Annotated in this window: 23 protein-coding genes; 9 read left to right on the top strand and 14 right to left on the bottom strand. The window is 61.0% G+C overall.

The window, feature by feature from the left end; genetic code table 11:
* Positions 1-11: 11 nt before the first annotated feature.
* The 4 genes from ACR0NF_RS01045 to meaB all read right to left on the bottom strand — a co-directional run bounded on the left by ACR0NF_RS01045 (position 12) and on the right by meaB (position 3,051).
* The gene (locus tag ACR0NF_RS01045; protein ID WP_480469218.1) at positions 12-155 is read right to left on the bottom strand and encodes a hypothetical protein; all 144 of its coding nucleotides are present in this window, start codon (positions 153-155) and stop codon (positions 12-14) included.
* Between the two features lie 185 nt (positions 156-340).
* Positions 341-628 carry a 50S ribosomal protein L28 gene (gene rpmB, locus ACR0NF_RS01040; protein WP_008756960.1) on the bottom strand — a complete coding sequence of 96 codons (288 nt, stop codon included), beginning with the start codon at positions 626-628 and terminating at the stop codon, positions 341-343.
* A 169-nt stretch (positions 629-797) separates the two neighbouring features.
* Entirely contained in the window at positions 798-1,940 is a 1,143-nt protein-coding gene (locus ACR0NF_RS01035; RefSeq protein ID WP_480777628.1) for a Hint domain-containing protein, read from the bottom strand.
* A gap of 127 nt (positions 1,941-2,067) precedes the next feature.
* The gene (gene meaB / locus ACR0NF_RS01030; RefSeq protein ID WP_480777627.1) at positions 2,068-3,051 is read right to left on the bottom strand and encodes a methylmalonyl Co-A mutase-associated GTPase MeaB; all 984 of its coding nucleotides are present in this window, start codon (positions 3,049-3,051) and stop codon (positions 2,068-2,070) included.
* Between the two features lie 120 nt (positions 3,052-3,171).
* On the opposite strand from meaB, the gene hrpB reads away from it, so the two are divergent.
* From hrpB to ACR0NF_RS01015, 3 genes are all read left to right on the top strand, one after another.
* A complete protein-coding gene (gene hrpB, locus ACR0NF_RS01025; protein ID WP_480777626.1) occupies positions 3,172-5,610 on the top strand; it encodes an ATP-dependent helicase HrpB in 2,439 nt (812 codons plus the stop codon).
* Between the two features lie 183 nt (positions 5,611-5,793).
* Entirely contained in the window at positions 5,794-6,252 is a 459-nt protein-coding gene (locus ACR0NF_RS01020; RefSeq protein WP_480777625.1) for an NUDIX hydrolase, read from the top strand.
* A 90-nt stretch (positions 6,253-6,342) separates the two neighbouring features.
* Complete coding sequence (locus ACR0NF_RS01015) at positions 6,343-7,821, top strand: inorganic phosphate transporter (RefSeq protein ID WP_480777624.1); 1,479 nt, start codon at positions 6,343-6,345, stop codon at positions 7,819-7,821.
* Positions 7,822-7,886: 65 nt separating this feature from the next.
* On the opposite strand, the gene ACR0NF_RS01010 is transcribed toward ACR0NF_RS01015, so the two are convergent.
* The 3 genes from ACR0NF_RS01010 to ACR0NF_RS01000 all read right to left on the bottom strand — a co-directional run bounded on the left by ACR0NF_RS01010 (position 7,887) and on the right by ACR0NF_RS01000 (position 10,860).
* Positions 7,887-8,861, bottom strand: coding sequence for a 2-dehydropantoate 2-reductase (locus ACR0NF_RS01010; protein ID WP_480777623.1), 975 nt, complete (start codon positions 8,859-8,861; stop codon positions 7,887-7,889).
* A 64-nt stretch (positions 8,862-8,925) separates the two neighbouring features.
* Entirely contained in the window at positions 8,926-9,891 is a 966-nt protein-coding gene (locus tag ACR0NF_RS01005) for a pirin family protein (protein WP_480777622.1), read from the bottom strand.
* A gap of 129 nt (positions 9,892-10,020) precedes the next feature.
* Positions 10,021-10,860, bottom strand: coding sequence for a phytanoyl-CoA dioxygenase family protein (locus tag ACR0NF_RS01000; protein WP_480777621.1), 840 nt, complete (start codon positions 10,858-10,860; stop codon positions 10,021-10,023).
* A 153-nt stretch (positions 10,861-11,013) separates the two neighbouring features.
* On the opposite strand from ACR0NF_RS01000, the gene ACR0NF_RS00995 reads away from it, so the two are divergent.
* Both ACR0NF_RS00995 and ACR0NF_RS00990 read left to right on the top strand, forming a co-directional pair.
* Positions 11,014-11,493, top strand: coding sequence for a twin-arginine translocation pathway signal (locus ACR0NF_RS00995; protein ID WP_480666629.1), 480 nt, complete (start codon positions 11,014-11,016; stop codon positions 11,491-11,493).
* Between the two features lie 6 nt (positions 11,494-11,499).
* The gene (locus tag ACR0NF_RS00990) at positions 11,500-12,096 is read left to right on the top strand and encodes a ferric reductase-like transmembrane domain-containing protein (RefSeq protein ID WP_480777959.1); all 597 of its coding nucleotides are present in this window, start codon (positions 11,500-11,502) and stop codon (positions 12,094-12,096) included.
* 27 nt (positions 12,097-12,123) lie between these two features.
* Here ACR0NF_RS00990 and ACR0NF_RS00985 read toward each other — a convergent pair whose 3' ends face one another.
* Genes ACR0NF_RS00985 through ACR0NF_RS00975 form a run of 3 tightly spaced genes read right to left on the bottom strand, consistent with a single transcriptional unit; the run spans position 12,124 to position 14,666 of the window.
* Positions 12,124-12,468 carry a 5-carboxymethyl-2-hydroxymuconate Delta-isomerase gene (locus tag ACR0NF_RS00985; protein ID WP_480777620.1) on the bottom strand — a complete coding sequence of 115 codons (345 nt, stop codon included), beginning with the start codon at positions 12,466-12,468 and terminating at the stop codon, positions 12,124-12,126.
* A 56-nt stretch (positions 12,469-12,524) separates the two neighbouring features.
* Positions 12,525-13,451 (bottom strand): ornithine carbamoyltransferase, encoded by a 927-nt coding sequence (gene argF, locus ACR0NF_RS00980; protein ID WP_480469207.1) that lies wholly within the window; start codon positions 13,449-13,451, stop codon positions 12,525-12,527.
* 27 nt (positions 13,452-13,478) lie between these two features.
* Positions 13,479-14,666 (bottom strand): acetylornithine transaminase, encoded by a 1,188-nt coding sequence (locus ACR0NF_RS00975; RefSeq protein ID WP_480666628.1) that lies wholly within the window; start codon positions 14,664-14,666, stop codon positions 13,479-13,481.
* Positions 14,667-14,960: 294 nt separating this feature from the next.
* On the opposite strand from ACR0NF_RS00975, the gene ACR0NF_RS00970 reads away from it, so the two are divergent.
* Together ACR0NF_RS00970 and ACR0NF_RS00965 are read left to right on the top strand one after the other, a co-directional pair.
* Complete coding sequence (locus ACR0NF_RS00970) at positions 14,961-15,842, top strand: DMT family transporter (RefSeq protein WP_480469206.1); 882 nt, start codon at positions 14,961-14,963, stop codon at positions 15,840-15,842.
* 111 nt (positions 15,843-15,953) lie between these two features.
* Positions 15,954-17,189 (top strand): MFS transporter, encoded by a 1,236-nt coding sequence (locus ACR0NF_RS00965; protein ID WP_480777619.1) that lies wholly within the window; start codon positions 15,954-15,956, stop codon positions 17,187-17,189.
* Here the strand turns inward: ACR0NF_RS00965 and ACR0NF_RS00960 are convergent.
* Complete coding sequence (locus tag ACR0NF_RS00960; RefSeq protein ID WP_480657133.1) at positions 17,186-17,989, bottom strand: ABC transporter permease; 804 nt, start codon at positions 17,987-17,989, stop codon at positions 17,186-17,188. The two genes, ACR0NF_RS00965 and ACR0NF_RS00960, sit on opposite strands and share 4 nt — an antisense overlap.
* Positions 17,990-18,115: 126 nt before the next feature.
* Between ACR0NF_RS00960 and ACR0NF_RS00955 the strand changes: the two genes are divergently transcribed.
* On the top strand, positions 18,116-18,685 hold the full coding sequence (locus ACR0NF_RS00955) for a GcrA family cell cycle regulator (RefSeq protein ID WP_480657132.1): 570 nt from the start codon (positions 18,116-18,118) through the stop codon (positions 18,683-18,685).
* A 43-nt stretch (positions 18,686-18,728) separates the two neighbouring features.
* On the opposite strand, the gene ACR0NF_RS00950 is transcribed toward ACR0NF_RS00955, so the two are convergent.
* The 3 genes from ACR0NF_RS00950 to ACR0NF_RS00940 all read right to left on the bottom strand — a co-directional run bounded on the left by ACR0NF_RS00950 (position 18,729) and on the right by ACR0NF_RS00940 (position 23,263).
* Positions 18,729-19,820, bottom strand: a complete 1,092-nt coding sequence (locus ACR0NF_RS00950; protein WP_480777618.1) for a Hint domain-containing protein — start codon at positions 19,818-19,820, stop codon at positions 18,729-18,731.
* Positions 19,821-19,917: 97 nt separating this feature from the next.
* The gene (locus tag ACR0NF_RS00945) at positions 19,918-20,994 is read right to left on the bottom strand and encodes a DUF2235 domain-containing protein (RefSeq protein ID WP_480777617.1); all 1,077 of its coding nucleotides are present in this window, start codon (positions 20,992-20,994) and stop codon (positions 19,918-19,920) included.
* Positions 20,972-23,263 carry a xanthine dehydrogenase family protein molybdopterin-binding subunit gene (locus tag ACR0NF_RS00940; RefSeq protein WP_480777616.1) on the bottom strand — a complete coding sequence of 764 codons (2,292 nt, stop codon included), beginning with the start codon at positions 23,261-23,263 and terminating at the stop codon, positions 20,972-20,974. The genes ACR0NF_RS00945 and ACR0NF_RS00940 overlap by 23 nt, the downstream gene beginning before the upstream one ends.
* A gap of 139 nt (positions 23,264-23,402) precedes the next feature.
* Here ACR0NF_RS00940 and ACR0NF_RS00935 point away from each other — a divergent pair, with 139 nt between their 5' ends.
* Positions 23,403-26,564, top strand: coding sequence for a valine--tRNA ligase (locus tag ACR0NF_RS00935; RefSeq protein ID WP_480777615.1), 3,162 nt, complete (start codon positions 23,403-23,405; stop codon positions 26,562-26,564).
* The last annotated feature ends 123 nt before the right edge of the window (positions 26,565-26,687 follow it).

The following is a 26,687-nucleotide window of genomic DNA, read 5'->3' as shown; positions in this document are numbered from 1 at the left end:
TATGGCTCGGTTCAGTTTTTGGGCGGCTTGACCGACTCGGTGTTCAGACCCGTATGTAGCCGGTTCACCCGGCGTTGCATCCGGGTGCAGCGCGTCACTGCGGTTATGATCGTGGTTGGCAACAACAACAGGAAATTCGTTACTTTAAAAGACATGAGGCCCCCCTCACCATGAATAGGCGTAAACATATGCAATATTCATCGGGCGTTCTGTGAACAACATCACCAAACGGGGAATTTTATCACTAATTCGAGGACAATCCCGTGCGCGCACGCAGAGACAAAAAAGAAAAAGCCCCACACCGCGAGGTGCAGGGCTGAATTCTCGCGTGAGAAAGCGATCAGGCCGAAGCTTGCGCCTTGGCGATTTCTTTCTTCACTTTCAGAGCGTTCGCGGACAGCTCGTCATCCTTGGCTTTCGCCAGGAACGCGTCCAGACCACCACGGTGGTCGACCGAGCGCAGGGCAGCCGCCGAGATGCGCAGCTTGACGCCGCGGCCCAGGGTTTCCGACTGCAAGGTGACGTCGTTCAGGTTCGGCAGAAAACGACGACGAGTTCTGTTTTTGGCGTGGCTGACATTGTTGCCAGTCATCGGGCCTTTTCCGGTCAGTTCGCAACGGCGCGACATGGTTTCTTCCTTTGTTTCTGGAGGCCGGGTACAAGACCCGCGGCCAAATCACAAGGGGCGCAACCCGAAGTCGCGCCCGAAAACTGGTTGGATGCGTGTAGTGGGAATCGCGCGGAGGGTCAAGACGGCTGCAGCGAAATCTTTGCGCAGGCGCTGAATTCCTTTTCCGCTACATCACCGGGGTCTGCAACAGGGGTTTGTTGTTCCTCAGATGCCGGGCGATCAGCTGCGCCTGCAAACGCCCGCGCGGGATCAGACGGGCCGGGTCCGTGACGTAGTTCATCTCGGCCAGTTCGGGGAAGATCCCGAAGATTTCATGCCGTGATGCAAGGCTGAGCGATTTCAGCGCCTCGGGTCCGGTATAGAGGCTTTCGGTCGGGGCATCCTCGGCGAAAATCACTTGGTGGCGGTCAAACAGCAGGTGAAAATACTCGACGCTATCAACGCTATCATCGACATAGATGCCCGGCAGCGTTGTAAGTTTGATGGCCGGGATCAGCACCTCGGTTTCACCGAACATGCGCTGCGCGATTCTGGACTGCACCAGCATACGGTGCTGGCGCGAAACCAGAAGATCGCGCGCAGGCAACCCACCGCCCAGCGCGCCGGCAAGGATGCGCACGGGCCAGAGTTTGGGATTGGCTTGCAGGTGCGCCCTTTCAAAGCGACGGCGACCGATCCAGCGGATGGGCTGAGGCCCTTGCCCCAAGGCGGGGATCAGATCACCGGTGCGCAGGGACTGGATCGGGGCAGACCCATGCAATGTCGTGATCCGTGTGTCGCGGGTAAAACAGGGAATCCCGCTGCCATTTTCAAAGGCGGAATAGGTGACGGTAATGCCCGACGGCAGAGTGAAGGTGCCGCTGGAAATCGAGTAGCCGACCCCATCTTCAACGGTGATGGTACCGAATACATCATCATTGATCACGGTTCCGACCGGTAGGTTCAGCGTATCTGTGCCGCCGCCGCCGCGAATGTCGCCGGTGACCGTGGTGGCGGTGAAGTTCAGCGTGTCGTTGCCGCCGCCCAACCGGATATTGCCAACCGTCGATCCATTGATATCGATGGTGTCAGCATCGGCCCCGCCCGCAACGCGCCCGCCGATCGTACTGCCCGAGACGGTGATTGTGTCAATGCCAGCGTTACCTAGAACATTGCCGGTAATCGTGCTGTTGATGATGTCGATATCGTCATCGCCACCAAGCCCCCGCACACCTGTCACTGGCGGCGTGGCCGGATTCCCGTTCAGGGTACCGTTGTCATTGGTGACATCGATATCATCATTGCCATTGGTGCCGTTGATATCGGGCATTGGCGGCGGCTCCTGAGCATTCAGCCTGACGGTCTAAAGTCTGATGATATCACCATTTTCACCACAGGTCAGCCCAGAGCACAACCTAAAGCTGAATTTCGCCGCACGAATAGGCCCGGATAAAGCGTCAGGCCCGTTCCGGCATCAGCGAGCTCAGCATTTGTTCGGCGGCTGCAGAGGGGCTGAGATGCCCGCTGCTGACCTCAGCCCCAAGACGCTCCATCTCCGAGCGCGACTGCGCGGTCGACAGGCGGGCCAACAGCGCGGCGCGGACCTCCTGCTCGAACCAGTATTGCGCCTGAGCGGCGCGGTTGCTGTCCCAGTGACCGGCCTCTCGCCGCCATTTGGTCAGATCCTGCATCTCGGCCCAGGCCTGGTCGAGCCCGTGTTCTTCGACCGCCGAGACGGTCATGGCCTTGGGAAAGCCCTCGGGGTCTTGCGGGCGTTTCCGCAACAGGCGCAGCGCGCCCGCATAGTCGGCGCAGGTGCGGGTGGCGGTGGCTTTCAGATCGCCATCGGCCTTGTTGATCAGGATGACGTCGGCCATCTCCATGATACCGCGCTTGACGCCCTGCAACTCATCCCCGCCCGCAGGCGCAAGCAGCAGCAGGAACAGGTCAGACATCTCGGCCACCACGGTTTCCGATTGGCCGACACCGACGGTTTCAATCAACACCACGTCGAACCCGGCCGCCTCGCACAGCGCGATGGCTTCGCGCGTGCGCCGGGCCACACCGCCGAGGTGGCTTTGGCTGGGCGACGGGCGGATAAAGGCGTTTTTCTCGCGGCTCAGCCGCTCCATCCGGGTCTTGTCGCCCAGAATGGACCCGCCCGACCGGGCCGAGCTGGGGTCGACGGCCAGTACGGCAACGCGCAGCCCCTGATCCGTCAGCATCATGCCGAAGCTTTCGATGAAGGTGGACTTGCCCACACCGGGCGTGCCCGACAGCCCGATGCGCAGCGCCTGACGTTGGGCTTTGGCCAGTTGATCGAGCAACGCGGTGGCCTGCGCGCGATGGTCGGCGCGCCCGCTTTCGACCAGCGTGATCGCGCGGGCCAGTGCCCTGCGGTCTCCGTTCAAGATCCTGTCGCCAAGCTCGGCAGTGTTCATGGGTAAGCCCCCGGCTGGAATTTGCCTTAGATGAGGGGGGATGCACCGGTTTGTCCAGCCCCTACTCTGACGCGGCCATGGGATGCTGGACCTTGGCCGGGGCTTTGGCGATAAGGCGATATGACCCGGTTGCCCATCGATGACGCCATTCCCGATCTTCTGAACGCCTTGCATGCGCACGGGCGCGCGGTGCTCCAGGCGCCTCCGGGCGCGGGTAAGACGACACGTGTGCCGCTTGAGATGTTGCAGGCAGACCTGTGCGAGGGTCGGATCGTGATGTTGGAGCCCCGGCGACTGGCTGCACGCGCCGCCGCCGAGCGCATGGCCGAGACGCTGGGCGAACCGGTGGGGCAGACGGTGGGTTATCGCGTCCGCGGCGAGGTGAAGGTGTCGAAGGCCACGCGGATCGAGGTGGTGACCGAAGGCATTCTGACCCGGATGCTGCAATCCGAGCCCGACCTGCCGGGCGTGGGCGCGGTGATTTTCGATGAATTTCACGAACGCTCTCTGAATGCCGATCTGGGGCTTGCGCTGTGTCTTGAGGTGACCGGGGCGCTGCGCGATGACCTGATATTGTTGGCCATGTCGGCCACCCTGGATGAGGAACCGGTGGGCCGGCTGATGGATGCGCCTTTGGTGACGTCCGAGGGGCGCAGCTATCCGGTTGAAACGCGCTGGCTTGAGAAACCTCTGGGCGCGCAGGCCCGGCGGCTGGATGCGCTGATCGATCTGGTGGTACGGGCCGAGCGGGAAACGAGCGGGGGGATGCTGGTCTTCCTGCCTGGCGAGGGAGAGATACGCCGCGCCGAAACCGCGCTGAACAGCCGGTTGCCCGATGCCTGCACCGTGCGACCTTTGTTCGGTGCCCTGCCCTTCGCAGCGCAGCGCGCGGCGATTGCGCCGGTCAAAGAGGGGCGCAAGGTGGTGCTGGCAACGTCGATTGCCGAGACCTCGCTGACCATTCCCGATATCCGCGTTGTGGTCGACATGGGGCAAGCGCGGCGGGCACGGTTTGATCCGGGCTCGGGCATGTCGCGGCTGGTGACGGAACGGGTAACGCGGGCCGAGGCCACGCAGCGTGCGGGTCGCGCGGGCCGCGTGGCAGAGGGTGTGTGCTATCGCCTGTGGTCCAAGGGTGAAGAAGGCGCGCTGGCCGCCTACCCGCCAGCCGAGATCGAGGCGGCCGACCTGACCGGGCTGGCCTTGGAACTGGCGCTGTGGGGCGCAGAACCCGATGATCTGGCGTTTCTGACCGCGCCGCCCGACGGGACGATGGCCGAGGCGCGGGCCTTGTTGCGGATGCTGGGCGCATTGGATGGCAATGGGCGGATCACCGATCATGGACGCGCGCTTGCCGCGCTGCCGCTACATCCCCGTCTGGGGCATATGCTGGTGCGCGCAGGGGCAGAGGCTGCGCCTTTGGCGGCGCTGATGGCGGACCGGGACCCGCTGCGGGGTGCCCCGGTTGATCTGTCGCTGCGGTTGGAGGCGCTGCGTGACGTGCGGGCGTTTCAGCGCAATCGGGTCTGGCAGGTCAATCTCGGGGCTTTGGATCGGATAAAGGGCGAAACCAAGCGCTTGAAGGCGCAGGCCAAGGGCGCAGGCGATCTGAGCCCTGCAGCGATGGCCGCATTGGCTTACCCCGACCGGATCGGACAGCGGCGCAAGGGCGATATCCCGCGCTATGTGCTCTCGGGTGGCAAAGGTGTGGTGCTGGAGAGCGGTGATACGCTGGCAAGTGCGCCTTATCTGGTGGTGACGGATACAGATGGAAACCCGCGCGAGGCTCGGGTCCGCATGGCGGCGCAGATTACCGAGGGGGAAATCCGCGATCTGTTTGGCGACCAGATTGCGTGGGTCGACGGCTGCGCGTGGTCCAAACGGGAACGCCGCGTGGTGGCCCGGCGACAGGAGCGGTTCGGGGCGATCACTCTGGACGACCGCATCTGGAAGGATGTGCCCGAGGACGCGGTGGCGCGGGCGATGCTGGACGGGGTGCGCGATCTGGGTATTCGGCTGCAAGGAGCCTCGGCCCGGCTGGCGGCGCGGGTGGAACTGGTGCGGGCGGGCGGGGTCGAGCTGCCCGACTTCTCGGATCAGGGGATGCTGGATGGGTTGGAGGATTGGCTGCTTCCGATGCTCTCGGGTGTGCGCAGCGCCGAGGATTGGAAGCGTTTTGATCTGTTGCCCGCACTGCGCGCCCGACTGGATTGGGCGCAGACTCAGGAACTGGACCGGCGCGCGCCGGGATCGTTCGTGACGCCCTTGGGCCGCAAGGTGCCGATTGATTATGGCGGTGCGGTGCCGGAAATCTCGGTCCGGCTGCAAGAGCTGTTCGGTGTGACCCAGCACCCGGTGGTTGGGCGTGAGCCGTTGAAGATCACTCTGCTGTCACCCGCCCAGCGCCCTATTCAGATCACCCGCGACCTGCCCGGATTCTGGGCCGGGTCATATGCGGATGTACGCAAGGACATGCGGGCGGAATATCCCAAACATCCCTGGCCCGAAGATCCCACCCAGGCTGACCCGACCCTGAGGGCGAAACGGCGGAAATCGTGAGCCGGGCGGCGTGGGTTTTTCTAAAAAACGGCCACGAATTTTGACTCAAAGGTCACATATATGACTTATGTCCTTTAAATTCGGTCAAAATCACCCATTTTCCAACAGCAATATTGTTTCATGTGCTATACATCATTAATTAAGGTCTCAAAGTAAGAATGAACCTGTTCAGGCAAGCGATATATGACGAAATGGCTGCGTAATATCTGGGAAGAAGTTGCCCGACCGATGATCCTGCGCCCAAACCGGGTACAGGTCGCGGCGCTTTGCACCCGTGGTGCGGGGCCGCGCGAAGAGGTTCTTCTGATCACAAGCCGCGACACCGGGCGCTGGATCATCCCCAAGGGCTGGCCGATTGACGGGCTGGATGGCGCTGAGACTGCGTTGCAGGAAGCGTGGGAAGAGGCTGGTGTGCGCGCCGCAGGTGTTCGCAAAGACCCGGTTGGTCAGTTTTTGTACAATAAGACCCTGAAAGATGGCTCGGCCCAACCTGTCCGAACCAGTGTCTATCATGTCGAGGTGACCGAGCTGGCCGAGGACTATCCCGAGGTCGATCAACGCACCCGCTGCTGGGTCTCGCCTCAGGTTGCGGCAGAACGGGTGCAGGAGCCCGAATTGCAGGATTTGCTACGGCAAATGTAACAATTTTGTAAAATTTTGACGACACCGGTTGCTGCCCCTTGAGGAAAGGAGTAGCGGCGTGGGCCAATTCAAACAGGCCCTGAAAATCTGATGTCTGACATGACCCCCAAATCCCGCTGGCACGCGCTGGACAGCGATCTTCACCGCATTTCACGTGTGGAATACGCCAATGCGCATGTGGCCCGTCCCATGCTGGCCCCCGGCATCGCGCTGGCGTTCATCGCCCTGGCCGGGCTGATCGCTGCGGTGCTGTTTGGCCAGGCGGAAGGCGGGCTGCTTGTGGCGGCGGCGGCGGCGTTCGGGGCTTATATGGCGATCAATATCGGTGCCAATGACGTGGCCAACAACATGGGTCCGGCGGTGGGCGCCAATGCGCTGACCATGGGCGGCGCCATTCTGATCGCAGCCATTGCCGAAAGCGCCGGTGCGCTGCTGGCGGGGGGCGACGTGGTCTCGACCATTTCCAAGGGGATCATCGACCCGATGTCGGTGCAAAACAGCAACGTGTTCATCTGGGCGATGATGGCGGCGCTGATCTCATCTGCGCTGTGGGTCAATCTGGCGACCTGGGTGGGTGCGCCGGTCTCGACGACACATTCGGTTGTGGGTGGTGTCATGGGGGCAGGCATCGCGGCGGCAGGGCTGAGCGCGGTGAGCTGGGGCACGATGAGTGCGATTGCGGCCAGTTGGGTGATCTCTCCAGTTTTGGGCGGGGTGATTGCCGCCGGGTTTCTGGCGCTGATCAAGTCGAAAATCCAGTATCAGGACGACAAGATCGCGGCGGCCCGGCGCTGGGTTCCCATATTGGTCGCGGTGATGGCCGGGGCTTTTGCCACCTATCTTGCGGTCAAGGGGTTGAAGCGGATCGTCAAGATCGACCTGCAGATGGCGCTGCTGATCGGGCTGACATTTGGCGCGCTGGCCTGGGCCGTGACCGTGCCCTGGGTGCGGCGTAAATCTGAGGGGATGGAAAACCGTACCCGGTCGCTGAAGACCTTGTTTGGCCTGCCGCTGGTGATCTCGGCCACATTTCTGAGCTTTGCCCATGGTGCGAATGACGTGGCCAATGCGGTGGGTCCGCTGGCTGCGATTGTACATGCCGCAGAGTTCGGGGATTTTGCTGCGAAGGTCTCGATCCCGAGCTGGGTCATGGTGATCGGGGCCTTTGGGATTTCCTTTGGCCTGTTCCTGTTCGGCCCCAAGCTGATCCGCATGGTGGGCAGCCAGATCACTAAGCTGAACCCGATGCGCGCCTTCTGCGTAGCGTTGTCGGCGGCGATTACCGTAATCGTGGCAAGCTGGCTGGGGCTGCCTGTCAGCTCGACCCATATCGCTGTGGGCGCGGTATTTGGCGTGGGGTTCTATCGCGAATGGCAGGCGGATCGGCGGTGGAAACTATCAAACCGCCAGCGCCCGGCCGAGTTGCGGCTGGCACGGGAGGAACACCGTCGACGCAAGCTGGTGCGGCGGTCGCATTTCATGACCATCATTGCGGCCTGGGTCGTGACTGTACCGGCTGCGGCCGTGATATCCGCGGTGATTTTCTGGATACTTACGGCATTTGGCTGAGTTTGAGGATTTTGCGAGGCTCTGCCTCGCGCTCCGGGATATTTTTGGCCAGATGAAGCAGCGGATCAGAGCCTGATCTGGTGGGGTTTGAGAGGTGTGTTCGGAGCCTCTTTGATCAATCGGGCAACTTGGTTGTTGAGTGGTGTGGGGAGGTTGCAACTGCGCCCCAGCTGGATGATTTCGCCTTGCAGGCTGTCGATTTCCGTGGGGCGGCCAGCCATCAGGTCATATGCCATCGAGGTGCGCGCGTTGGGATCGATGGTCAGCATCTTTGCGGCGATGCGGGTAAAAAGCGGTGTGGGCAGGCGCAGGATATACGGGGTCGTCCAAGCGGGCAGCGGCGTGGTGGAGGCGACGGGAATACCGGAGGTTTTGAGGACCATAAGCGCCTCGGCCATCTGATCGGCCATCAGGCGGCGCCAGTTGCGGTCACGCAGTTGCGCCTGCAGGGTCAGGCCCGAGAGCGCGTTCAATGCGTTGTTGAGGTTGATCACCAGTTTGCCCCATTGCACTGCTTCGATTTGATCGCTTTCCTGAACCGGCAGATCGGCGGAGTTGAGGTGATCGGCCAAAGCGCCGGGGCCGGTTTCGATGATGATCTCGCCTGAGGTGGCGCGGTGATAAGTGGCCTCCTTTGTTGGGACGACATTAAAGGGGATCATGCCCGCGCGGACATCATGTTTAGGCAATGCGGCGCGCAAGGCTTGGATGTTGTCCATGCCGTTTTGCCAGGACAGAACCGTGGTATTCGCCGGGGCATAAGCCGCGATCAAGTCTGCCATCTGCACAGTTGCGCCGGATTTTACCGTGACAATGATCAGATCCGCATCGGCGAGGCAGGCGGGTTCCTGGGTAAGAGTCAGCTGGTCGGCAGGAACGGTCCGGGTCAGGCCAGAGAAATCCGTCACCGTAAGTCCCTGGACACGGATGGGGTCAAGCACGCGGGCGCGGCCCAAAAGCGTCACGCCATGACCTGCAGCGGCCAGCAATGCGCCGCAATAGCAACCGATGCTGCCCGCCCCTGCGATGACGATCTTCATGATGCACCCTCCGTTATCGGGAAGGATCGCTGGGACGGGCGAAGTAGACCAGTGTGACGTCAGGTCAGACCCGTGCCAGCCTTGGTCGCGTGCGTTCCAGTTCTTCCGAGATCGGGATGAACTCCTGATCATCTCCGGGCGGCAGGTGGAAGGCCCCGTTTGCCCAATCTGCGGTTTTCCATTCGCGGGTGGCGGTATCGATTTTTTCTTTCGAAGAAGACACGAAATTCCACCAGATATAGCGATCCTCGTTCAGGGTTGCGCCGCCCAGCAGCATCAGGCGCGCGCCCAAAGGTCCGGCCTTGACCGAGAGGTGGTCGCCGGGGCGGAACACTATCATGCGGCCTGCGTCAAAGCTGTCGCCCGCGATTTCGACCGAACCTTCGGTGACGTAGACACCCCTGTCCTCGTGATTGTCGGGCAACGGGAAGGACGCGCCCGGGTCGAGCTGGACGTCGAGATAGAAGGTCTCGGACAGCATGGTAACCGGGCTGGTCTCGCCATAGGCTGAGCCGAGGATCAGGCGGGCGCTGACGCCGGTATCCTGAATATGCGGCAGCGCGCCCTGTTTGTGATGTTCGAAATCGGGGGCCATGTCCTCATGCGCTTCGGGCAGTGCGATCCAGGTCTGGATACCGAACAGGCTGTGTTTCTTGCCGCGCGTCTCATCGCTGGTGCGTTCGGAATGGGTCACGCCACGCCCGGCGACCATCCAGTTGACCTCGCCCGGATAGATCATCTGATGGGTGCCGAGGCTGTCGCGATGTTCGAACTCTCCCTGATACAGATAAGTCACGGTGCCCAGGCCGATATGGGGGTGCGGGCGGACATCGATGCCGCCTTCGGTGATGAACTCGGCCGGGCCCATCTGATCGAAGAAGATGAACGGGCCAACCAGTTGCCGTTTCACGGAAGGCAGCGCGCGGCGCACCTCGAACCCGCCCAGATCGCGGGCGCGCGGGATGATCAATGTCTCAAGCGCGGGGTTCTCGGACAGGCATTCGGGATTGTGGGTTGGGTTCCAGCTCATTCCTGCATCTCCCATTGGCAAGGGGTTTTGGTTCACTTATGCAGAATATAGGGCGGAAATTCAGAAAGTAATTCGCATAATCGCACATAAATCGTGCAGTTCTTCCGTTATGGACCAGCCCCAGCGACCTCATGCATCGCGTGGCCAAAGCTGCGGAAAGAAGGCGCCGTCGATCCGGTCGCCTTCGCTGTAGCCTTCCGCTGCGAACTGCGCGCGCTCACCCTTGGCCCAATCCCCGCGATAGCGGATGACGCCATCGGGCGCGGTCATCCTCAGCGTGAAACGCCGCACCGTTTCGGTCGGCGTGACCGAGGACAGCCCGCCATGCAGAGTGCGCATGTCGAAAAAGATGCAATCGCCGGGCTGCATATCCCATTGCAGCAGGTCATACGCTGCGGGGTCGGCGTTTACGTCCGGGGGCGGATGATAGGTGAGGCCCGCGACCTCGGTCGGGTCATAGCTGGGATGCCCGTCGGCAAAGCGCACTCGCATGAAGAGCTTATCCCAAAGGTGCGAGCCGCGGACGAAGGCGATGCCGTTTTCTTTGGTTACCGGTTCAAGCGGCAACCACAGCACGCACATCGTTCCGTCGAAATCGAAATAGGACAGGTCCTGATGGAAGGGCGGGCGCGAGGTTGATCCGGCCTCACGCAGGAACCAATTGTCCATCACCAGATTGATCGAAGGCGCGTCGAGAAGCTGAGCAGCCAGCGGTGCGCAGGGGGAGTTGTGGACGAAATCCCTGAATTCGGGGATCTTGTTCCAGGCCCAATAATCCTCGAAATATGCGGGCGCATCGGGGTCTTTGGTGTGCCGCGTCAGGTTTTCGGTTGGATTGGCAAGGTCCGCGTCGATGCCGTTGCGCAGCTGGGTCAGCCAATGATCCGAGAATTTGGACCGCAGAACCACGGCTCCGTCGCGCTGGAATGCGGCGATCTCGTCTGGTGTGATGCGATCCGTCAAGCTCATGACACCGGCCTTTCTGATGGAAACCAAGCTGTGGTCAGGATTGCAGCGGTCACCTGCCGCGTCAAAGTAAATCACAATTCGCAACGCAACCTCGGAATGCGCGAGAAGCGTGCTATATTTCAGGGGCAGATGAGGTCGCAAAAAGAGGGTTCCATGACCGGTTCATTACTCACGCGTCGTTCTCTGATCGCCTCGGGCGGGGCGGTTTTGGCTTCGGGGCTGATGGTTCCCGCGCGGGCCAATGGTTTGGCCCCCACCCCGTCGATGCGAGGTGGGTCGAACAACTATCGTCCGGGCGCACCGATCGTGGAGCGCATCGGCGGTGGCGGGTTCTGGATGACTGGCACCGTGCGGCGCGCGGGCGACGGAGCCCCCCTGCCCGGCCAGCGAATCCAGATCTGGGCGCATACGACCGAAGGCCATGAGCGCGATCAACGCAGCCATGGCGCGACGCTGACGGATGCCAACGGAGAATTCCGGCTTGAGATGCCGCAGATTGTGCCCGCCTTTGGTCAACCGCACGGGCATCTGGCTTATGACAGCGGCGAATTCGAGACGGTGTTCCTGCGCCCGGTGATGTCGAGCGCGAAGGACAAAACGCTTGCCGCGCATTTCGTCTTGCAGCCCGCTTGATACGTGTTGAGGCGTGTATTGATCTGGGCGGCGTTGTCCGCCGCCCTTCTGGTGCCGGTCATCGCGGCGACGTTCAGCCCGTATCTGGCGTGGCGTGAGCCGATCTATATCCTCGCTGGGTTTGCGGGCATCTTCGGGATGTGCCTTCTGCTGATGCAACCTTTGCTCGCCGGACGCTGGTTGCCTGGGCTTTCACCAGTGCGCAGCCGCGTGTGGCACAGGCGGTGCGGTCTGGCCCTTGTCGCCGCGATTTTGATCCATGTGGGTGGTTTGTGGATCACGAGCCCGCCGGATGTTGTGGACGCGCTGCTGTTCGTGTCGGCCACGCCCTTTTCCGTCTGGGGTGTGATCGCGATGTGGACGGGTTTTGCTGCAGCAACGATGGGCGTTCTGCGCTTACGCCTGAACCTGCGATTTCGACTCTGGCGTCTGGGTCACGCCGGACTGGCGCTGGTGACCATTCTGGGCAGTGTCGTGCATGCCCTGCTGATTGAAGGCACGATGGAGATCATGACCAAGATCGCATTGTGTGTGCTAGTAGTTCTAGCGTGCGTAGCTACGCTCGCCAGATTGCGGATCTGGGATGTGACCCGGCGCGCTTAGAGGTCCCATGCGCGAGCCAAGGCCGCGTCAGACTGACAGGCGTTTGGCATAGGTCGCGCGATCAATTTCAACATCCCGCACGGTGATGCTGCCGACCGTGGGCGCAGACGCAGCCAGAACATTCAGAATGATCGCGTTCAACTCGGCGCGCGTTGCCTCATCCCGGCCCTGCAGCAACAAGAGCGTGGCATGGATGAAGGTCTGCGGTTCGGTCCCGATGCGGAAATACGGGAACGAGGTGGCACGGATTTTAAGCGTTGGGGCATCGAATTCTTCATGCGCGGCGAGCACAGAATAGAGCTGTTCACAGATGGCTTGAAAATCATAAGAGTTTTCGAGCCCGGCAGAGAATTCCAGGGTGACGTGTGGCATTGAATGCTCCGAGATTTATGAGAGCCCTTTATGGCTCTCCCAGATTGCTGCAGGCCTCAGACGCCCAGACACCAGCGCATGATGGCTTTTTGCGCGTGTAGCCGGTTCTCGGCCTCATCGAAGATCACCGAGTTCGGGCCGTCCATGACCTCGGATGTGGCCTCTTCTTCGCGATGCGCGGGCAGGCAGTGCATGAACAACGCGTCTGGCTTGGCATGCGACATCAGCTCGGCGTTGACCTGATAGGGGCGCAGCATGTTGTGGCGGCGTTCCTTCGCGGACTGGGAATCATGCATCGAGACCCAGGTATCGGCGACCACCAGATCCGCCCCCTCAACCGCTTTGTGCGGGTCCCGTTCGATCACGATTTTCGAGCCCTTCTGGCGCGCAAGCCCCATGAATTCTTCTTCCGGGTCCAGCTGCGCCGGGCCTGTAAATGTCAGGTCGAAACCGAATTGACCGGCGGCATGCAGAAATGAAGCGCAGACATTATTGCCGTCGCCGGTCCAGACGACCTTTTTGCCTGCGATGGGGCCGCGATGCTCTTCATAGGTCAGCACATCGGCCATGATCTGACAGGGATGCGTGCGATCGGTCAGGCCGTTAATGACGGGCACGTCCGAGTATTCTGCCATCTCCGTCAGGATCGTTTCGTCAAAGGTCCGGATCATGATCATATCGACATAGCGCGACAGGACGCGAGCGGTGTCGGCGATGGTCTCGCCATGGCCCAGCTGCATGTCCTTGCCGGACAGCACCATGGTCTGCCCACCCATTTGGCGCACGCCAACGTCGAAGGACACGCGGGTCCGTGTTGACGGCTTTTCAAAGATCAGCGCAACCATGCGGCCTGCCAGAGGCTGTTCGTCGTCCGGGGCGGCTTTGGGACGACCGAGGCGCGCCCGCTTCATCGCGCCGGCCTGATCGATCATGTTCCGCAGATCACCTGCGTCCGTTTTGTGGATATCAAGGAAGTGGTTCATTTTATTTCACTTTTCAATCAGGCGAGTTCAGGCCGAAGCCATTGCGTTTTCGACTTGCGTCGCGGCTTTTTCCAAACGGATCAGGGCTTGCGCGATGTCGTCTTCGGTCAAGGTGAGCGGTGGCAGCAGGCGGATCACGTTATCGGCGGCGGGGACAGTGATAACCTCGTTGTCATAACCTGCATTGACCACGTCGATATTGGCGGGCTTGCATTTCAGGCCCAGCATCAGACCTGAGCCGCGAACCTCTTCGAACACATCGGGGTGGTCCGCGATCAGGCCTTCGAGCTTCTGACGCAGCAGGCCCGCCTTGCGGTTGACGCCTTCAAGGAAAGCGGGTGTCGCGACCTGATCGATCACCGCACAGCCCACAGCGCAGCCCAGCGGGTTGCCGCCATAGGTGGAGCCATGGGTGCCTGCGGTCATACCGCTGGCCGCCTCTTCTGTGGCCAGCACAGCGCCCAGGGGGAAGCCGCCGCCGATGCCTTTGGCGACCATCATAATATCTGGAGTGATGCCCGCCCATTCATGCGCGAAGAGCTTGCCGGTGCGGCCCATGCCGCACTGGACCTCATCCAGGATCAGCAGAAGGCCATTGTCGTCGCAGATTTGGCGCAGGGCTTTGAGTTCTGCATCCGGAACGGGGCGAATGCCGCCTTCACCCTGAACCGGTTCAATCAGGATGGCTGCGGTTTTGTCAGTGATGGCGTTGGTGATGCCGTCGAGGTCTCCGAACGTCAGATGCACAAAGCCGGGCAGCAGCGGGCCGAAGCCTTTGGTCATTTTCTCGGACCCGGCGGCGGCGATACCCGCCGATGACCGCCCATGGAATGAGCCATCGAAGGTGATGATCTCGACCTTCTCAGGTTGACCTTTGTCATAGAAATACTTGCGGGCCATTTTTACGGCCAGTTCGCAGGACTCGGTGCCGGAATTGGTGAAGAAGACCGTATCGGCAAAGGTGTGCTCGACTAGCCTGTCGGCCAGCGCTTGCTGTTGCGGGATGTTGTAGAGGTTCGAGACATGCCACAACGCATGCGCCTGTTCAGTCAGCGCAGCCACCAAAGCCGGATGCGCATGGCCCAGCGCGTTCACCGCAATCCCCGCGCCGAGGTCCAGAAAACGTCGGCCATCCGCCTCGGTCAGCCAGGCGCCTTCGCCCTTTACGAATGTCAGGGGCGCACGGTTATAGGTCGGCAGAACGGACGGGATCATCGGATCATCCTTTTCGAATAGGTTGAGCCCTGTGAGTGATACACTGGGGCCATGGTCGTCAACTGATTTGGTGGAGATTGCGCGCATTTGAGCAGCGCAAATGGATCAAACGGGCCGGTTACGCGGTCAGGCGTCGGCGTCGGAGGCGCAGGATATGTGCGGGTTTGATCATGGCGGGTCGTATAACGGGGTGCAATCGATCTGAAAACCCCGTTTTTATGATCGGGGCAAAAATCACTCTGAGACCGGGATTTACCGCTTGTCATTTACCCGACGCTGGCGCACGGGTGAGCCATGACCCCGATACGCCAGAACCCTGCCCTTGCGGCCCTGCTGATCCTTGCGGCGAGCGCCCTTCTCGCGGGGACTACGTTGCTGGCCAAAGCGCTGGGGACAGATACGTTGGGCCCGGCGCTGCATCCTTTGCAGATCAGTCACGGGCGGTTTCTGTTTGCCTTTCTAGTGATCGTCACAGCCGTGGGTATCCTGCGCCCGCGCTTGAGCCGCCCGCATTGGGGCCTGCATATCGGGCGAACAAGCTTTGGCTGGCTCGGGGTCACGTTGATGTTTGCTGCGGTCGCGTTCATCCCGATTGCAGATGCGACGGCGATCTCGTTCCTGAACCCGGTCTTTGCGATGATGCTGGCGATCCCGCTGCTGAAAGAAGGGGTCGGCCCCTGGCGCTGGCTGGCCGCCATCGTGGCGCTGATCGGCGCATTGGTACTGCTGCGCCCCACGCCCGCCAGCTTTCAGCCCGCTGCGTTGCTGGCGCTGACGGCGGCGGCGATCATCGGGATGGAGTTGATTTTCATCAAGAAACTTTCTGGCCGTGAAATTCCGATCCAGATTTTGCTGATCAACAATGCGATGGGGCTGACCATCGCCTCGGTCGCGGTCAGCTTCGTGTTTCAGATTCCGACGCCCCAGCAATGGGCAGCGCTGGCGGGGATTGGCGTGCTGATGGCTTGTGCGCAGGCCTGTTTCGTCAACGGAATGGCGCGGGCGGATGCTTCCTTTGTGGCCCCCATCAGCTATGCCACACTGATCTTTGCCGCCTTCTACGATTTCGTGGTGTTCAAAGTGATCCCGGATGGGGTCAGCTTGATCGGGTCAGCCATTATCCTGACCGGAGGTCTGATCCTGGTCTGGCGCGAGGCGCGGCTGCGTCGGTCATAGGCGGAAAGTTTTTTCAAGGCGATGTCTGCGCGCGACACCCATGTCGCAAACCCCCATGAAATCATCTTAGCCGGGCGCAATCTGATCATAGTTGATTAGAAAGATTGTCAGATGCATGAACGCCGTATCCCTGAATGGGTCCGCCATGCCCCTGCACCATCGGTCCGCGATTTCGGCATCCTGGCAGGGTTCGAGGCCATTGTCCGAGGCATCCTGATCTCGGTCTTTCCGCTTGTGATGTACCGCGCGCTGGGCGACGCGTCCTCTGTGTCGTTTGTGTACTTTCTGGTGGGGATCGTCTCGCTTGTTGCCGGGCTGATGATACCGTTTGTTATCCGCTACGTCCCCCGGCGCTGGGCCTATACCGCCGGATGCGTCCTGTTCGTGATCAGCGCCGTTCTGGCGATCGAGGGCAGCCCCGGTTCTATCGTGCTGGCACTGGCGCTGAACACGGTGGCCACGGTCACGACTTTTGTCTGTTTCAACGCTTATGTGCTGGATTACATCAGCAAGATCGAACTTGGCCGATGCGAGACCAGCCGCATGTTCTACAGCGCCCTTGGCTGGACCGGAGGCCCCATGATCGGCGTGTTGTTGATGGAACGCTGGGCCCCTGCCCCATTCGTCATCAGCGCAGTCGCCTCAGTCGCCATGTTGATCCTGTTCTGGAGCATGCGTTTGGGCAACGGCAAACTGATCACCAAGGCGCGCGGACCGGCAAGCAATCCGCTGGCCTATCTGCCGCGCTTTTTTTCGCAGCCGCGGCTGCTGGCTGGGTATCTGTTTGCGATGATTCGGTCCTGCGGCTGGTGGATCTATGTGGTCTACCTGCCGATCTTTGCCATTCAGAACGGGCTGGGTGAACAACTCGGGGGCATCCTGTTGTCGAGCACCAATGCCATGCTGTTCGGCGCACCTCTGATCCTGCGCTGGGTGCAGGGGCGGTCGCTGCGGGTGGCGGTGCGCACGGGTTTTGCCGCCTGCGGGGCCTGTTTCGTGATCGCCGCAGCGATCTCCGGCTGGCCGGTCGCTTCGGTCGTAGCGCTGGTTCTGGGGTCCGTTTGGCTGATCGTGCTGGATATCTGCGCAGGATTGCCATTTCTCATGGCAGTGAAACCCTCGGAACGGACCGAGATGTCAGCGATCTATTCCAGCTATCGCGACGTGTCAGGCATTTTGACGCCCGGCGTGGCCTCGCTGGTGCTGCTGATCACACCGGTCGCTGGCGTGTTCGCGGCTGGCGGCCTGGCCCTGTTCGGAGCCTGGGCCGTAGCGGCGCGGCTGCATCCACGGCTCGGGCGACCCCGCGTGGCCCTACAGCCCGGATCACTGGCCGATGCGACCTAAGCCTTGAGACGGTAACCCGTTCGCAGCATCTGCCATGTCGCTGCTCCGACCAATAGCGTTGCTGCGCCACAGACCGCCATGCCCAACCAAGGAGAGCTGTCGGATACCCCGATCATGCCATAGCGCAGCCCGTCGATCAGATAGAACACCGGGTTCATGTGGCTCAGGCGGTTCAGGACCGGCGGAAGTGCTTCAACCGAATAAAAGGTACCAGACAGGAAGGCCAACGGCGTAACAATGAAGTTGGTGATCGCTGCCATCTGGTCGAACTTGTTGGCAAATATCCCGGCAAACAGGCCCAGCGCGCCCATGAAGGCCCCGCCGAGGATGACGAAGATCAGCGTGATCATCAGGTTCTGGGGCACGATCGACAGAAAGATCAGAAACGCAGCGGCCACGACAAATGCAATCAGGACACCTCGGGCAATACCGCCGGCCAGATACCCCAACAGGATTTCCAAAGGCGACAGGGGCGGCATCAGTGTGTCGACAATATTTCCCTGCACCTTGGCAATCACCATCGACGACGAGGTGTTGGCGAATGCATTCTGGATCACCGTCATCATCATGATACCCGGCGCCAGAAAGATCAGGAACGGAACGCCCATCACGTCGGGCCGGCTTGGACCAATGGCAATGGTGAAGATCAGCAGGAACAATCCCGCCGTCACCAGAGGGGCCAACAGAGTCTGCGTCCACACGGCCAGAAAGCGCAGTGTTTCGCGCCGCGCCAGCGTATAGAGGCCCATCCAGTTTACCGTACCAAAGCGGCGTGTGTCCTGATCCATGAGATTCTGCATGATCTGCCCCATACCTGATTCGAAGACCGCTTGTAACTCGGCCCGCAGTGATTAAAATAGGGGGCTGAGACGAATTCCCAAGGCGGCCCGAATCCGGGGCCGCTTTCCGCTTTTGAAAGGCAAATGATGTCCTGGACTGACGAGCGTGTAGAGCTGCTGAAAAAGATGTGGGGCGAGGGCCAGTCGGCCAGCCAGATCGCCAAGGAACTGGGCGGCGTGACCCGCAACGCGGTGATCGGCAAGGTCCACCGTCTGGGCCTGTCAAACCGCGCCACCGGTGCCAGCCCGGCCAAGGCCGAAGCTAAGGAGAAACCGGCACCCGCACCCAAGGCCGAGGCCAAGCCCAAACCAGCACCCAAGACCGAACCGGCCCGTCCGGCCCCTGCCACGGAAGCAAAACCGGCCACTCCGGCCCGCCGTCAGATCATCCCTGCCGGTCAGCCTTTGCCGCCGCAACCTTCGGCCAACGAGATCAGCCCCGAGGCGCTGGCCAAGGTCAACGAGGTCGAGAAGAAGGCCAAGAAGCTGACGCTGATGGAGTTGACCGAGAAGACCTGCAAATGGCCCGTGGGCGACCCCGCGACCGAGGATTTCTGGTTCTGCGGCCTGCCGGTTGAGGCAGGCAAGCCCTATTGCGAGGCGCATGTGGGCGTGGCGTTCCAGCCCATGAGCTCTCGCCGCGACCGGCGGCGGTAAATCTGCAACTTTGCAAGCTGTGCGAAGCGCAGGCTGCGTTATGTCAGTCTGCGTGATATCTGCTGTCGGAGTATTCCGAAAGCAGATGCAACCCGTTCTGGGCATGCCGCGCCGCCAGTCTTTTCTGGCGCGCATTGTCCGGCACCAGATACTTGGTTGTTGCCATCGCGTTGATCGACAACTCGGGAAACAGCGCGTGTAGTTCTTCAACCGTCTCGGGGGGCATTGATTTCAGTGCCTCCTCAGCAATCAGCATGCTCTCGGTCGGGGCACCTTCGGCGAATATCACTTCGTGTGTCGCAAGAACCAGATGAACGTATGTGATGCCGTCAACCGTATCATCAACATAGATGCCCGGCAGCCCGGCAAGCCGTATGGCGGCAACTAGAGCTTCGGGGCGGCCAAACATACGCTTCACAATGGCAGAGGACACCAGCATGCGGTGTTGGCGCGAGACAAGCAAATCCCGGCGGGGCAGGCCCTGTCCCAATGCACCTGCACATATTCGTACTGGATAGAGCTTCGGGTTACGGCGTAGCTCGCGTGAGTTAACCGAGCGGCACATGACCTTCAGAAGCGGTTGCGCGCCGCCGCATGCCAAACGGATCGGTTGGTCGGGTTCAAGATCCTCAACCGGAACCGGCCCTACATCAGTGGCAACCAATGTACCTGCGGTCAGGCAAGGGATGCTTCCCGGGGTGGGATCGGTATTTACCGAGTAGGTGCCGCCATCGTCCGTGGAAATCAGAGAATCGCCCGCTCCGGCCTGACCGATGACAGTCGATTGCATGCCGCTGGCGGGTCCGGCCGTTGCAGTAATCGGCCCGGGGCTTGGCGGATCGCTGAAAGAGTTGAACTGGTAAACCGTCGACCCCTCGGAAAGCGAGATGCCATTCGTTTTCCCAAGTCCGGTAAATGTACCGGAACTGGTCGTATCGATGACGTAAATATCGCGCCCCGCCACCGTTGTCGGCGTAATACCAGCCAGTGTGTTGGTGGATCGAATCTCACCACTGCTCTGGTAGATGGTCACGACCAGGCCGGACACATCGGTGCCTGCGTCGACTGCGATCTCGATGAAATCGAGAGTCGGTCCGCCCAGGTATTTCAATTCTGAAAAATATGGATCCGGCATGGGGTCGTGTGTCTTTCAATAGCACCGAAATGTCTACCCGGCACCAACGTAAACAGCATATATATAAAACACGTAAATCGATAAGATACAGCGTTGCCTACTGCGCCGGATGCGACGGTAAATCTGGCATCGGCACCCAGCCGGGCAGCTCGTCTGGTGAGACCGAGACATGCAGGCGCTCGGACCGGTCCTTCCCGACTTTCCGATGCTTGCGCAGAAGGAAAATCTTGCCCCAGCCGCGCCATGTGCCGACCGATGGCGCATGGGTGTCGGTGGGGAAGCGGTCGCGCCAGCCTTCGGGCAATGGCAGGCCGTGCAGCTCGGCCTTGTCCAGCATCCAGATCAGAGAGATGTTGCTGAGGGGGCGGGCCTCTTCGAACCCGTTCAACTGGCCACCCACATCACCGTGGGTACCGCGGAACCAGACCTGCTCAATATGGCCCTTGAAATCGGGCGTGCATTTCCACAGCACCGGTTCGAACACCTCGCGGGTCTCATCCAGTGCCATGGCGTGATAACCGTGGCGGGTCGCAGGGCCCAGCTGGTGGTTGTGGAAGGCGTGACGTTCCTCGGCCCAGCGCCACAGCAGTGGCAGGCGCAGGCCCAACGCCTTGACTGTGTCCCAGACGCCTACCATTTCGATAGCCACATCCTCGTGACAGAAGGCCTGCCGGAATTCAGCCGCCGCCTTGCCGTTGGCAGTGCATTCATAGTGGCGGTAGGCCTGTTTGATATTGCGGACAGTGGCGTGTTCGGCCTTGAGCAACCCGATCGCGTCAATCACGCCCGCAAGGCTGCGCACCCCGTAAGCGCCACGTGAATAGCCGATGAAAAAGATCTTGTCGCCGGGTTTGTAGCGCGAGGCGAGATAGCCATAGGCGCGGCGGATCTGGCGGTTGATGCCGCGCCCCATCATTACGTCCAGAGAGGATTTCCAGCTTTCCCACTGCACACCGGATTCGTAGAAGACCGAGACCTTGCTGCCCATCTCACAGCACAGGCGCAGGGTCTGACCCGCATGGGTTTCGCGGCCCGGTTCCAGGGTCGACATTGTGCCGTCCAGAATGATGACATGGCTGATCGGTTCGCGGTGGCGCGTCTCGGCCGAGTGCTCGGACCGCAGAGGCCGCCCGAGCCATCCCAGTACCTTTCTACTCAGCCGCGACAGAACCATGCGTCAACAATTCCCAAACTCTATGAGGTGTGAAAGGCATATCCGCCTGCCGCACCCCATGATCCCAGAGCGCATCCTGAACCGCGTTTGCCACCGCAGCCAGAGCGCCCACCGTTCCGGCCTCGCCACATCCTTTCATCCCCATCGGGTTGGACGTTGACGGAACCGGAACCGAGGTAAACTTAATCATGGGTATCTCAGCCGCGCGCGGCAAGGCGTAATCCATCAACGAAGCCGTGAGCAGTTGCCCATGGGCATCGTGCACTACATGTTCGGTCAAGGCCTGACCGATGCCCTGAACCACGCCCCCATGCACCTGTCCTTCGGCAAGCATCGGGTTGATAAGGTTGCCAAAATCATCGACGACCGTATAGCGATCAACCCATGTCTCGCCCGTGTAAGAATCGATAACGATTTCGGCAACATGTGCGCCATTGGGATAGCTGCGGGCATCCAGATTGGCGCGGGCCTCGTGCTTCAGCAGATCCATGCGCCCGTCTGCACGCGCCATCTCGGCCGCTTCGATCAGGGTTGGGGTCAGGTTCGAGCCGGGTGCCCGGAATGTTTCATGATCAAAATGCACGTCGTCTTCCTCGACCCCCATCTTATCCGCGAGATAAGGCGTGAATGCGGCGATCATTATGTCGATGGTGGCCAGCGTCGCCGTGCTTTGCACCGTGACCGAGCGCGACCCGCCCGTGCCGCCACCATGGGCGAGCCTGTCCGTGTCGCCCTGAACGACGGTGATCCGGTCCATCGGAATCCCGGTCTGATCTGACAGGAAATGGGCATAGACAGTCTCGTGCCCCTGCCCGTTCGATTGGGTGCCGACGTATAGGTTCACCGCGCCATCCTCGCAAAACTCGACCTTCGAGTTCTCGGAAGGGTCACCCAAAATACTTTCGATATAGTAACAGAGGCCCTGTCCGCGGATCAGGCCCCGTTCGGCATCCGCCGCCTTGCGGGTTGCAAACCCGCTGGTCTGGCTGGCCGCGCGGCTGAGGACCATGTCGAAATCGCCGACGTCATAGGTTTCACCGGTGGCCGAGGTATAAGGGAAATCGGCGGGACGAATGAAGTTCTTGCGCCGCAGCTCCCACGGATCGACGCCCAGCTCGCGCGCTGCGCGGTCCATGACCCGTTCCAGCACATAGATCGCCTCGGGCCGTCCGGCGCCGCGATAAGCGTCGACCTGCGTGGTGTTGGTATAGAACCCTTCGACCCGCAGATAGGTGGTTTGCACGTCATAAACGCCCATCAGCACCTTGCTGAAAAGGCTGGTCTGGATCGCCTGCCCGAAATGGCTGTTATAGGCACCCAGATTGACCTTGCTGTGCACGCGATAGGCGGTAATTCGGTGATCGGCATCAAAGGCCAGTTCACCCAGCGAGGTCAGGTCGCGGCCATGGTGATCGGATAGCATCGCCTCGGACCGGTCCGACATCCAGTGCACCGGCTGGCCCAGTTTCTTGGCGGCAACGGCGGTGCAGAAATATTCAGGGTAAGGCATCACCTTCATACCGAAGCCGCCGCCCACATCCGGGGTGGTGACGCGGACGTCTTCCGCATCCAGCTTCAGCTTTTGCGCCAATTGCGTCCGCATCGCCCAGACACCCTGCCCGCCATAGGAAAAATGCAGGCGCCCATCTTCCCAGTTGGCCTGACACCCGCGCGGCTCAAGTGAGGTGATGATGACACGGTTATCTTCGACGTTCAGCGAGACGATGTGGGCGGCGGTGGCAAAGGCTGCCTCGGTCGCGGCCTCATCGCCCAGGCCCCAGTCAAAGGCGTGGTTGTCGGGGGCCTCGGGGTGCAGTGTTTCGCCGCCCGCGCCAACGTCCATCTTTACGGGCAGGTCTTCAGTCTCCATCCAGATCAACTCAGCCGCGTCGCGTGCCTGCAGCAGCGTATCAGCCACCACGACTGCCACCGGCTCACCCACGAAGCGGACGCGTTTGTTGGCCAGCATGTGCCTCTCGGGGGATGCAGCCTGAGTGCCGTCGCGGTTGGGCACAGTGGCCCCGTTCATCACGGTGTCGATGCCTGTCGCCTGCAGATCGTCGAGCGCCATCGCCAGCCGCACGCCCTCTGCCGCGCGCGCGGCTTCCAGATCCAGCGCCGTGATCTGGCCATGCGCCACCGGGCTGCGGAAAAACGCCACGTGCAGCGCGTTTTCGGGTACCGCGTCATCCATGTATTGGCCGTTCCCGGTCAAAAACCGCAGGTCCTCGGTCCGTTTGACGGGCTGGCTTTTGCCGAACTTTTCCATGGGGCGATCCTTTGGGCTGCGTCAGGGGCGACATTAGGCTGAACGGGTTCGTTGTCCAGAGCGCGCAGACCCTTCCCCTTCCCGCACGCATTCGTTATTGCAGGCGCTGACCCGAGATTGATGACGCAGGACGCACCCCATGGCGATGGAAAAGACATTCAACGCGGCCGAGGCCGAGGCCCGCATTTATCAGGCCTGGGAACAGGCCGGAGCCTTCAAGGCAGGCGCGAACAAATCGCGCGATGAAAGCTTTACCATCATGATCCCACCGCCCAACGTGACGGGCGCGCTGCATGTGGGCCACGCGTTCAACAACACGCTGCAGGACATCCTGATCCGCTGGCACCGGATGCGCGGTTTCGACACGCTTTGGCAACCCGGTCAGGACCATGCTGGTATCGCCACGCAGATGCAGGTGGAAAAGATGTTGGCCGCCACGCAGCAGCCCGGCCGCCGTGAGTTGGGGCGTGAGAAATTCCTTGAGAAGGTCTGGGAATGGAAAGGTGAATACGGCGGTACGATCATTGAGCAGTTGAAGCGTCTTGGCTCCTCCTGCGACTGGTCGCGCAACGCGTTTACCATGGCCGGCGCGGCGGGTGATCCGCGCACGGGGCACGAAAATTCTGCGAATTTTCACGATGCGGTGATCAAGGTCTTCGTCGACATGTACGAAAAGAGCCTGATCTATCGCGGCAAGCGTCTGGTCAACTGGGACCCGCATTTCGAGACCGCAATCTCGGACCTTGAGGTCGAGAATATCGAAGTTGCGGGCCATATGTGGCACTTCAAGTATCCGCTGGCGGGCGGTGAGACCTATACCTACGTCGAGAAAGATGAGGACGGGAATATCGTGCTGGAGGAAGAGCGCGACTATATCTCGATCGCCACAACCCGCCCCGAAACCATGCTGGGCGACGGCGCGGTTGCGGTTCATCCGTCGGATGAACGATACGCGCCAATCGTCGGCAAACTCTGCGAAATCCCGGTTGGCCCGAAAGAGCATCGCCGTCAGATCCCGATTATCACCGATGAGTATCCGGACCCCGATTTCGGCTCGGGCGCGGTGAAGATCACCGGCGCGCATGACTTCAACGACAACATGGTCGCCAAGCGCGGCGGCATTCCGATGTATCGTCTCATGGACACCAAAGGCGCGATGCGGGCCGATGGGGCGCCTTATGCCGAAGAGGCTGACAAGGCGCAGGAATACGCACGCGGCAAAGAGTTCACCGAGAACGAGATCGACGCGATCAACCTGATCCCCGATCACCTGCGCGGGCTCGACCGGTTCGAAGCGCGCGCGAAGGTTGTGGAAGAGATTACCGCTGACGGTCTGGCCGTGATGACCCGCGCGGATGATCCCCGTCTGGGATCAACCGCCCTGAAGCCCGATCATGAAGGCGCGGACAAGCTGGTCCCGCTGGTCGAGAGCAAACCGATCATGCAGCCGTTTGGCGACCGCTCGAAAGTGGTCATCGAACCGATGTTCACCGACCAATGGTTCGTCGATGCAGCCAAGGTCGTCGGCCCCGCGCTGGATGCGGTCAAGGACGGTACGGTCAAGATCATCCCCGAGTCGGGCGAGAAAACCTATTACCACTGGCTGGAAAACATCGAGCCCTGGTGCATCTCGCGCCAGCTGTGGTGGGGACATCAGATACCGGTTTGGTATGGTCTCGATCTATCGGCTGAGAACTTTAAGGACGATGAAAACGACGGCGACCTTGATTTGGTCGAATTGGGCCGTTTGCTGAACGAAGGCGGCATGCTGCACCGTGGCAATGTCATGGAATGCGCTGCGAGCCTTAAAGCCGTTACCGAGAAATTCCTCGACGACAATGCAAACATTCCCAGCCCGCTGAGCCATGCGACGGTTGTCGAAGTTGCCGACAAGCAGGAAGCGATCCATCAGTTCGCTGAAAGCCTTGCTCAATACGCGGTCGAACAAGACCCGACCAGGCTGGTCTACCCGGTTTGGCGCGATCCCGATGTCCTCGACACATGGTTCTCCTCCGGCCTCTGGCCCATCGGCACGCTGGGCTGGCCGGAACAGACAGAAGAACTGGAGCGCTACTTCCCCACGGACGTTCTGGTCACCGGTTTCGACATCCTGTTCTTCTGGGTCGCCCGGATGATGATGATGCAGCTGGCCGTGGTCGACCAGATCCCGTTCCACACTGTTTACCTGCACCAGCTCGTCCGCGACGAGAAGGGCAAGAAGATGTCCAAGACCACCGGCAACGTCATCGACCCGTTGGAGATCGTGGACGAATTCGGCGCCGATGCGCTGCGGTTCACCAACGCCTCGATGGCGGCCATCGGCGGGGTGCTGAAACTATCCCGCGAGCGCATCACCGGTTACCGCAACTTTGGCACCAAGCTATGGAACGCCGTCCGCTTTGCCGAGATGAACGAGGTCTTCACCGACGCCGTGCCGTTACTGGACGTGGCCGACCTGAAGCCCAAAGCGGCTGTAAACCGCTGGATCATCGGCGAAACCGCCCGCGTGCGCGAAGAAGTCGATGCGGCGCTGGAGAGCTATCGCTTCAACGACGCGGCCAACGGGCTTTACGCCTTTGTCTGGGGTAAGGTCTGCGACTGGTATGTGGAACTTTCAAAACCGCTGCTGCAAGGCGACGACGCCGAGGCACAGGCCGAGACCCGCGCCACCATGCGCTGGGTTCTGGACCAGTGTATGGTCCTGCTGCACCCGATCATGCCCTTCATCACCGAGGAGCTTTGGGGCCTGACCGGCGCGCGGCCCAAGATGGTCGTCCACGCCGACTGGCCGAGCTATTCCGTCGCCGATCTGATCGACGCAGAGGCGGATCGCGAGATGAACTGGGTGATCTCGGTGATCGAAAACACCCGCTCGGCCCGTGCGCAGATGCGGGTTCCGGCGGGCCTCTATGTGCCTATGCTGGTGACCGAGATCGACGCCAATGGACAGGCTGCATGGGACCGCAACGAAGCGCTGATCAAGCGCTTGGCGCGGATCGACAGCCTGACCAAAGCGGATGAACTGCCCAAAGGCACGATCTCGATCGCCGCCCCCGGCGCGAGCTTCGGCCTGCCGCTGGCGGATATCATCGATATCGGCGCCGAGAAGGAACGGTTGGAGAAAGCTAAGGGCAAACTGGCCAAGGAACTGGGCGGCTTGCGCGGGCGTCTGAACAACCCCAAATTCGTGGCCTCGGCCCCGGAAGAGGTGGTTGAGGAAGCCAAGGCCAACCTCGCCGCCCGTGAAGAAGAAGAGGCCAAGCTGAACGAGGCCCTCGCCCGTCTGGCCGAAATCGCCTGATCTTCATCTTTTCACAAATATTCAGATCCAAACCCCTCCGCCAAACCTGACGGAGGGGTTTTTCTTTAACCTCAAGGCTTTCCCTCTTGTTCGCGCCCACCCGCGCTTGGTAGCACTTCGGCG

The organism is Ruegeria sp. CF4 (assembly GCF_056537345.1).
This window is presented reverse-complemented; position numbering and strand designations above follow the sequence as displayed.

Bases quoted from the DNA above. Each gene is read 5' to 3' on its own strand.
- ACR0NF_RS01045 (WP_480469218.1), bottom strand. From the start codon at position 155: ATGTCTTTTAAAGTAACGAATTTCCTGTTGTTGTTGCCAACCACGATC.
- rpmB (WP_008756960.1), bottom strand. From the start codon at position 628: ATGTCGCGCCGTTGCGAACTGACCGGAAAAGGCCCGATGACTGGCAAC.
- ACR0NF_RS01035 (WP_480777628.1), bottom strand. From the start codon at position 1,940: ATGCCCGATATCAACGGCACCAATGGCAATGATGATATCGATGTCACC.
- meaB (WP_480777627.1), bottom strand. From the start codon at position 3,051: ATGAACACTGCCGAGCTTGGCGACAGGATCTTGAACGGAGACCGCAGG.
- hrpB (WP_480777626.1), top strand. From the start codon at position 3,172: ATGACCCGGTTGCCCATCGATGACGCCATTCCCGATCTTCTGAACGCC.
- ACR0NF_RS01020 (WP_480777625.1), top strand. From the start codon at position 5,794: ATGACGAAATGGCTGCGTAATATCTGGGAAGAAGTTGCCCGACCGATG.
- ACR0NF_RS01015 (WP_480777624.1), top strand. From the start codon at position 6,343: ATGTCTGACATGACCCCCAAATCCCGCTGGCACGCGCTGGACAGCGAT.
- ACR0NF_RS01010 (WP_480777623.1), bottom strand. From the start codon at position 8,861: ATGAAGATCGTCATCGCAGGGGCGGGCAGCATCGGTTGCTATTGCGGC.
- ACR0NF_RS01005 (WP_480777622.1), bottom strand. From the start codon at position 9,891: ATGAGCTGGAACCCAACCCACAATCCCGAATGCCTGTCCGAGAACCCC.
- ACR0NF_RS01000 (WP_480777621.1), bottom strand. From the start codon at position 10,860: ATGAGCTTGACGGATCGCATCACACCAGACGAGATCGCCGCATTCCAG.
- ACR0NF_RS00995 (WP_480666629.1), top strand. From the start codon at position 11,014: ATGACCGGTTCATTACTCACGCGTCGTTCTCTGATCGCCTCGGGCGGG.
- ACR0NF_RS00985 (WP_480777620.1), bottom strand. From the start codon at position 12,468: ATGCCACACGTCACCCTGGAATTCTCTGCCGGGCTCGAAAACTCTTAT.
- argF (WP_480469207.1), bottom strand. From the start codon at position 13,451: ATGAACCACTTCCTTGATATCCACAAAACGGACGCAGGTGATCTGCGG.
- ACR0NF_RS00975 (WP_480666628.1), bottom strand. From the start codon at position 14,666: ATGATCCCGTCCGTTCTGCCGACCTATAACCGTGCGCCCCTGACATTC.
- ACR0NF_RS00970 (WP_480469206.1), top strand. From the start codon at position 14,961: ATGACCCCGATACGCCAGAACCCTGCCCTTGCGGCCCTGCTGATCCTT.
- ACR0NF_RS00965 (WP_480777619.1), top strand. From the start codon at position 15,954: ATGCATGAACGCCGTATCCCTGAATGGGTCCGCCATGCCCCTGCACCA.
- ACR0NF_RS00960 (WP_480657133.1), bottom strand. From the start codon at position 17,989: ATGCAGAATCTCATGGATCAGGACACACGCCGCTTTGGTACGGTAAAC.
- ACR0NF_RS00955 (WP_480657132.1), top strand. From the start codon at position 18,116: ATGTCCTGGACTGACGAGCGTGTAGAGCTGCTGAAAAAGATGTGGGGC.
- ACR0NF_RS00950 (WP_480777618.1), bottom strand. From the start codon at position 19,820: ATGCCGGATCCATATTTTTCAGAATTGAAATACCTGGGCGGACCGACT.
- ACR0NF_RS00945 (WP_480777617.1), bottom strand. From the start codon at position 20,994: ATGGTTCTGTCGCGGCTGAGTAGAAAGGTACTGGGATGGCTCGGGCGG.
- ACR0NF_RS00940 (WP_480777616.1), bottom strand. From the start codon at position 23,263: ATGGAAAAGTTCGGCAAAAGCCAGCCCGTCAAACGGACCGAGGACCTG.
- ACR0NF_RS00935 (WP_480777615.1), top strand. From the start codon at position 23,403: ATGGCGATGGAAAAGACATTCAACGCGGCCGAGGCCGAGGCCCGCATT.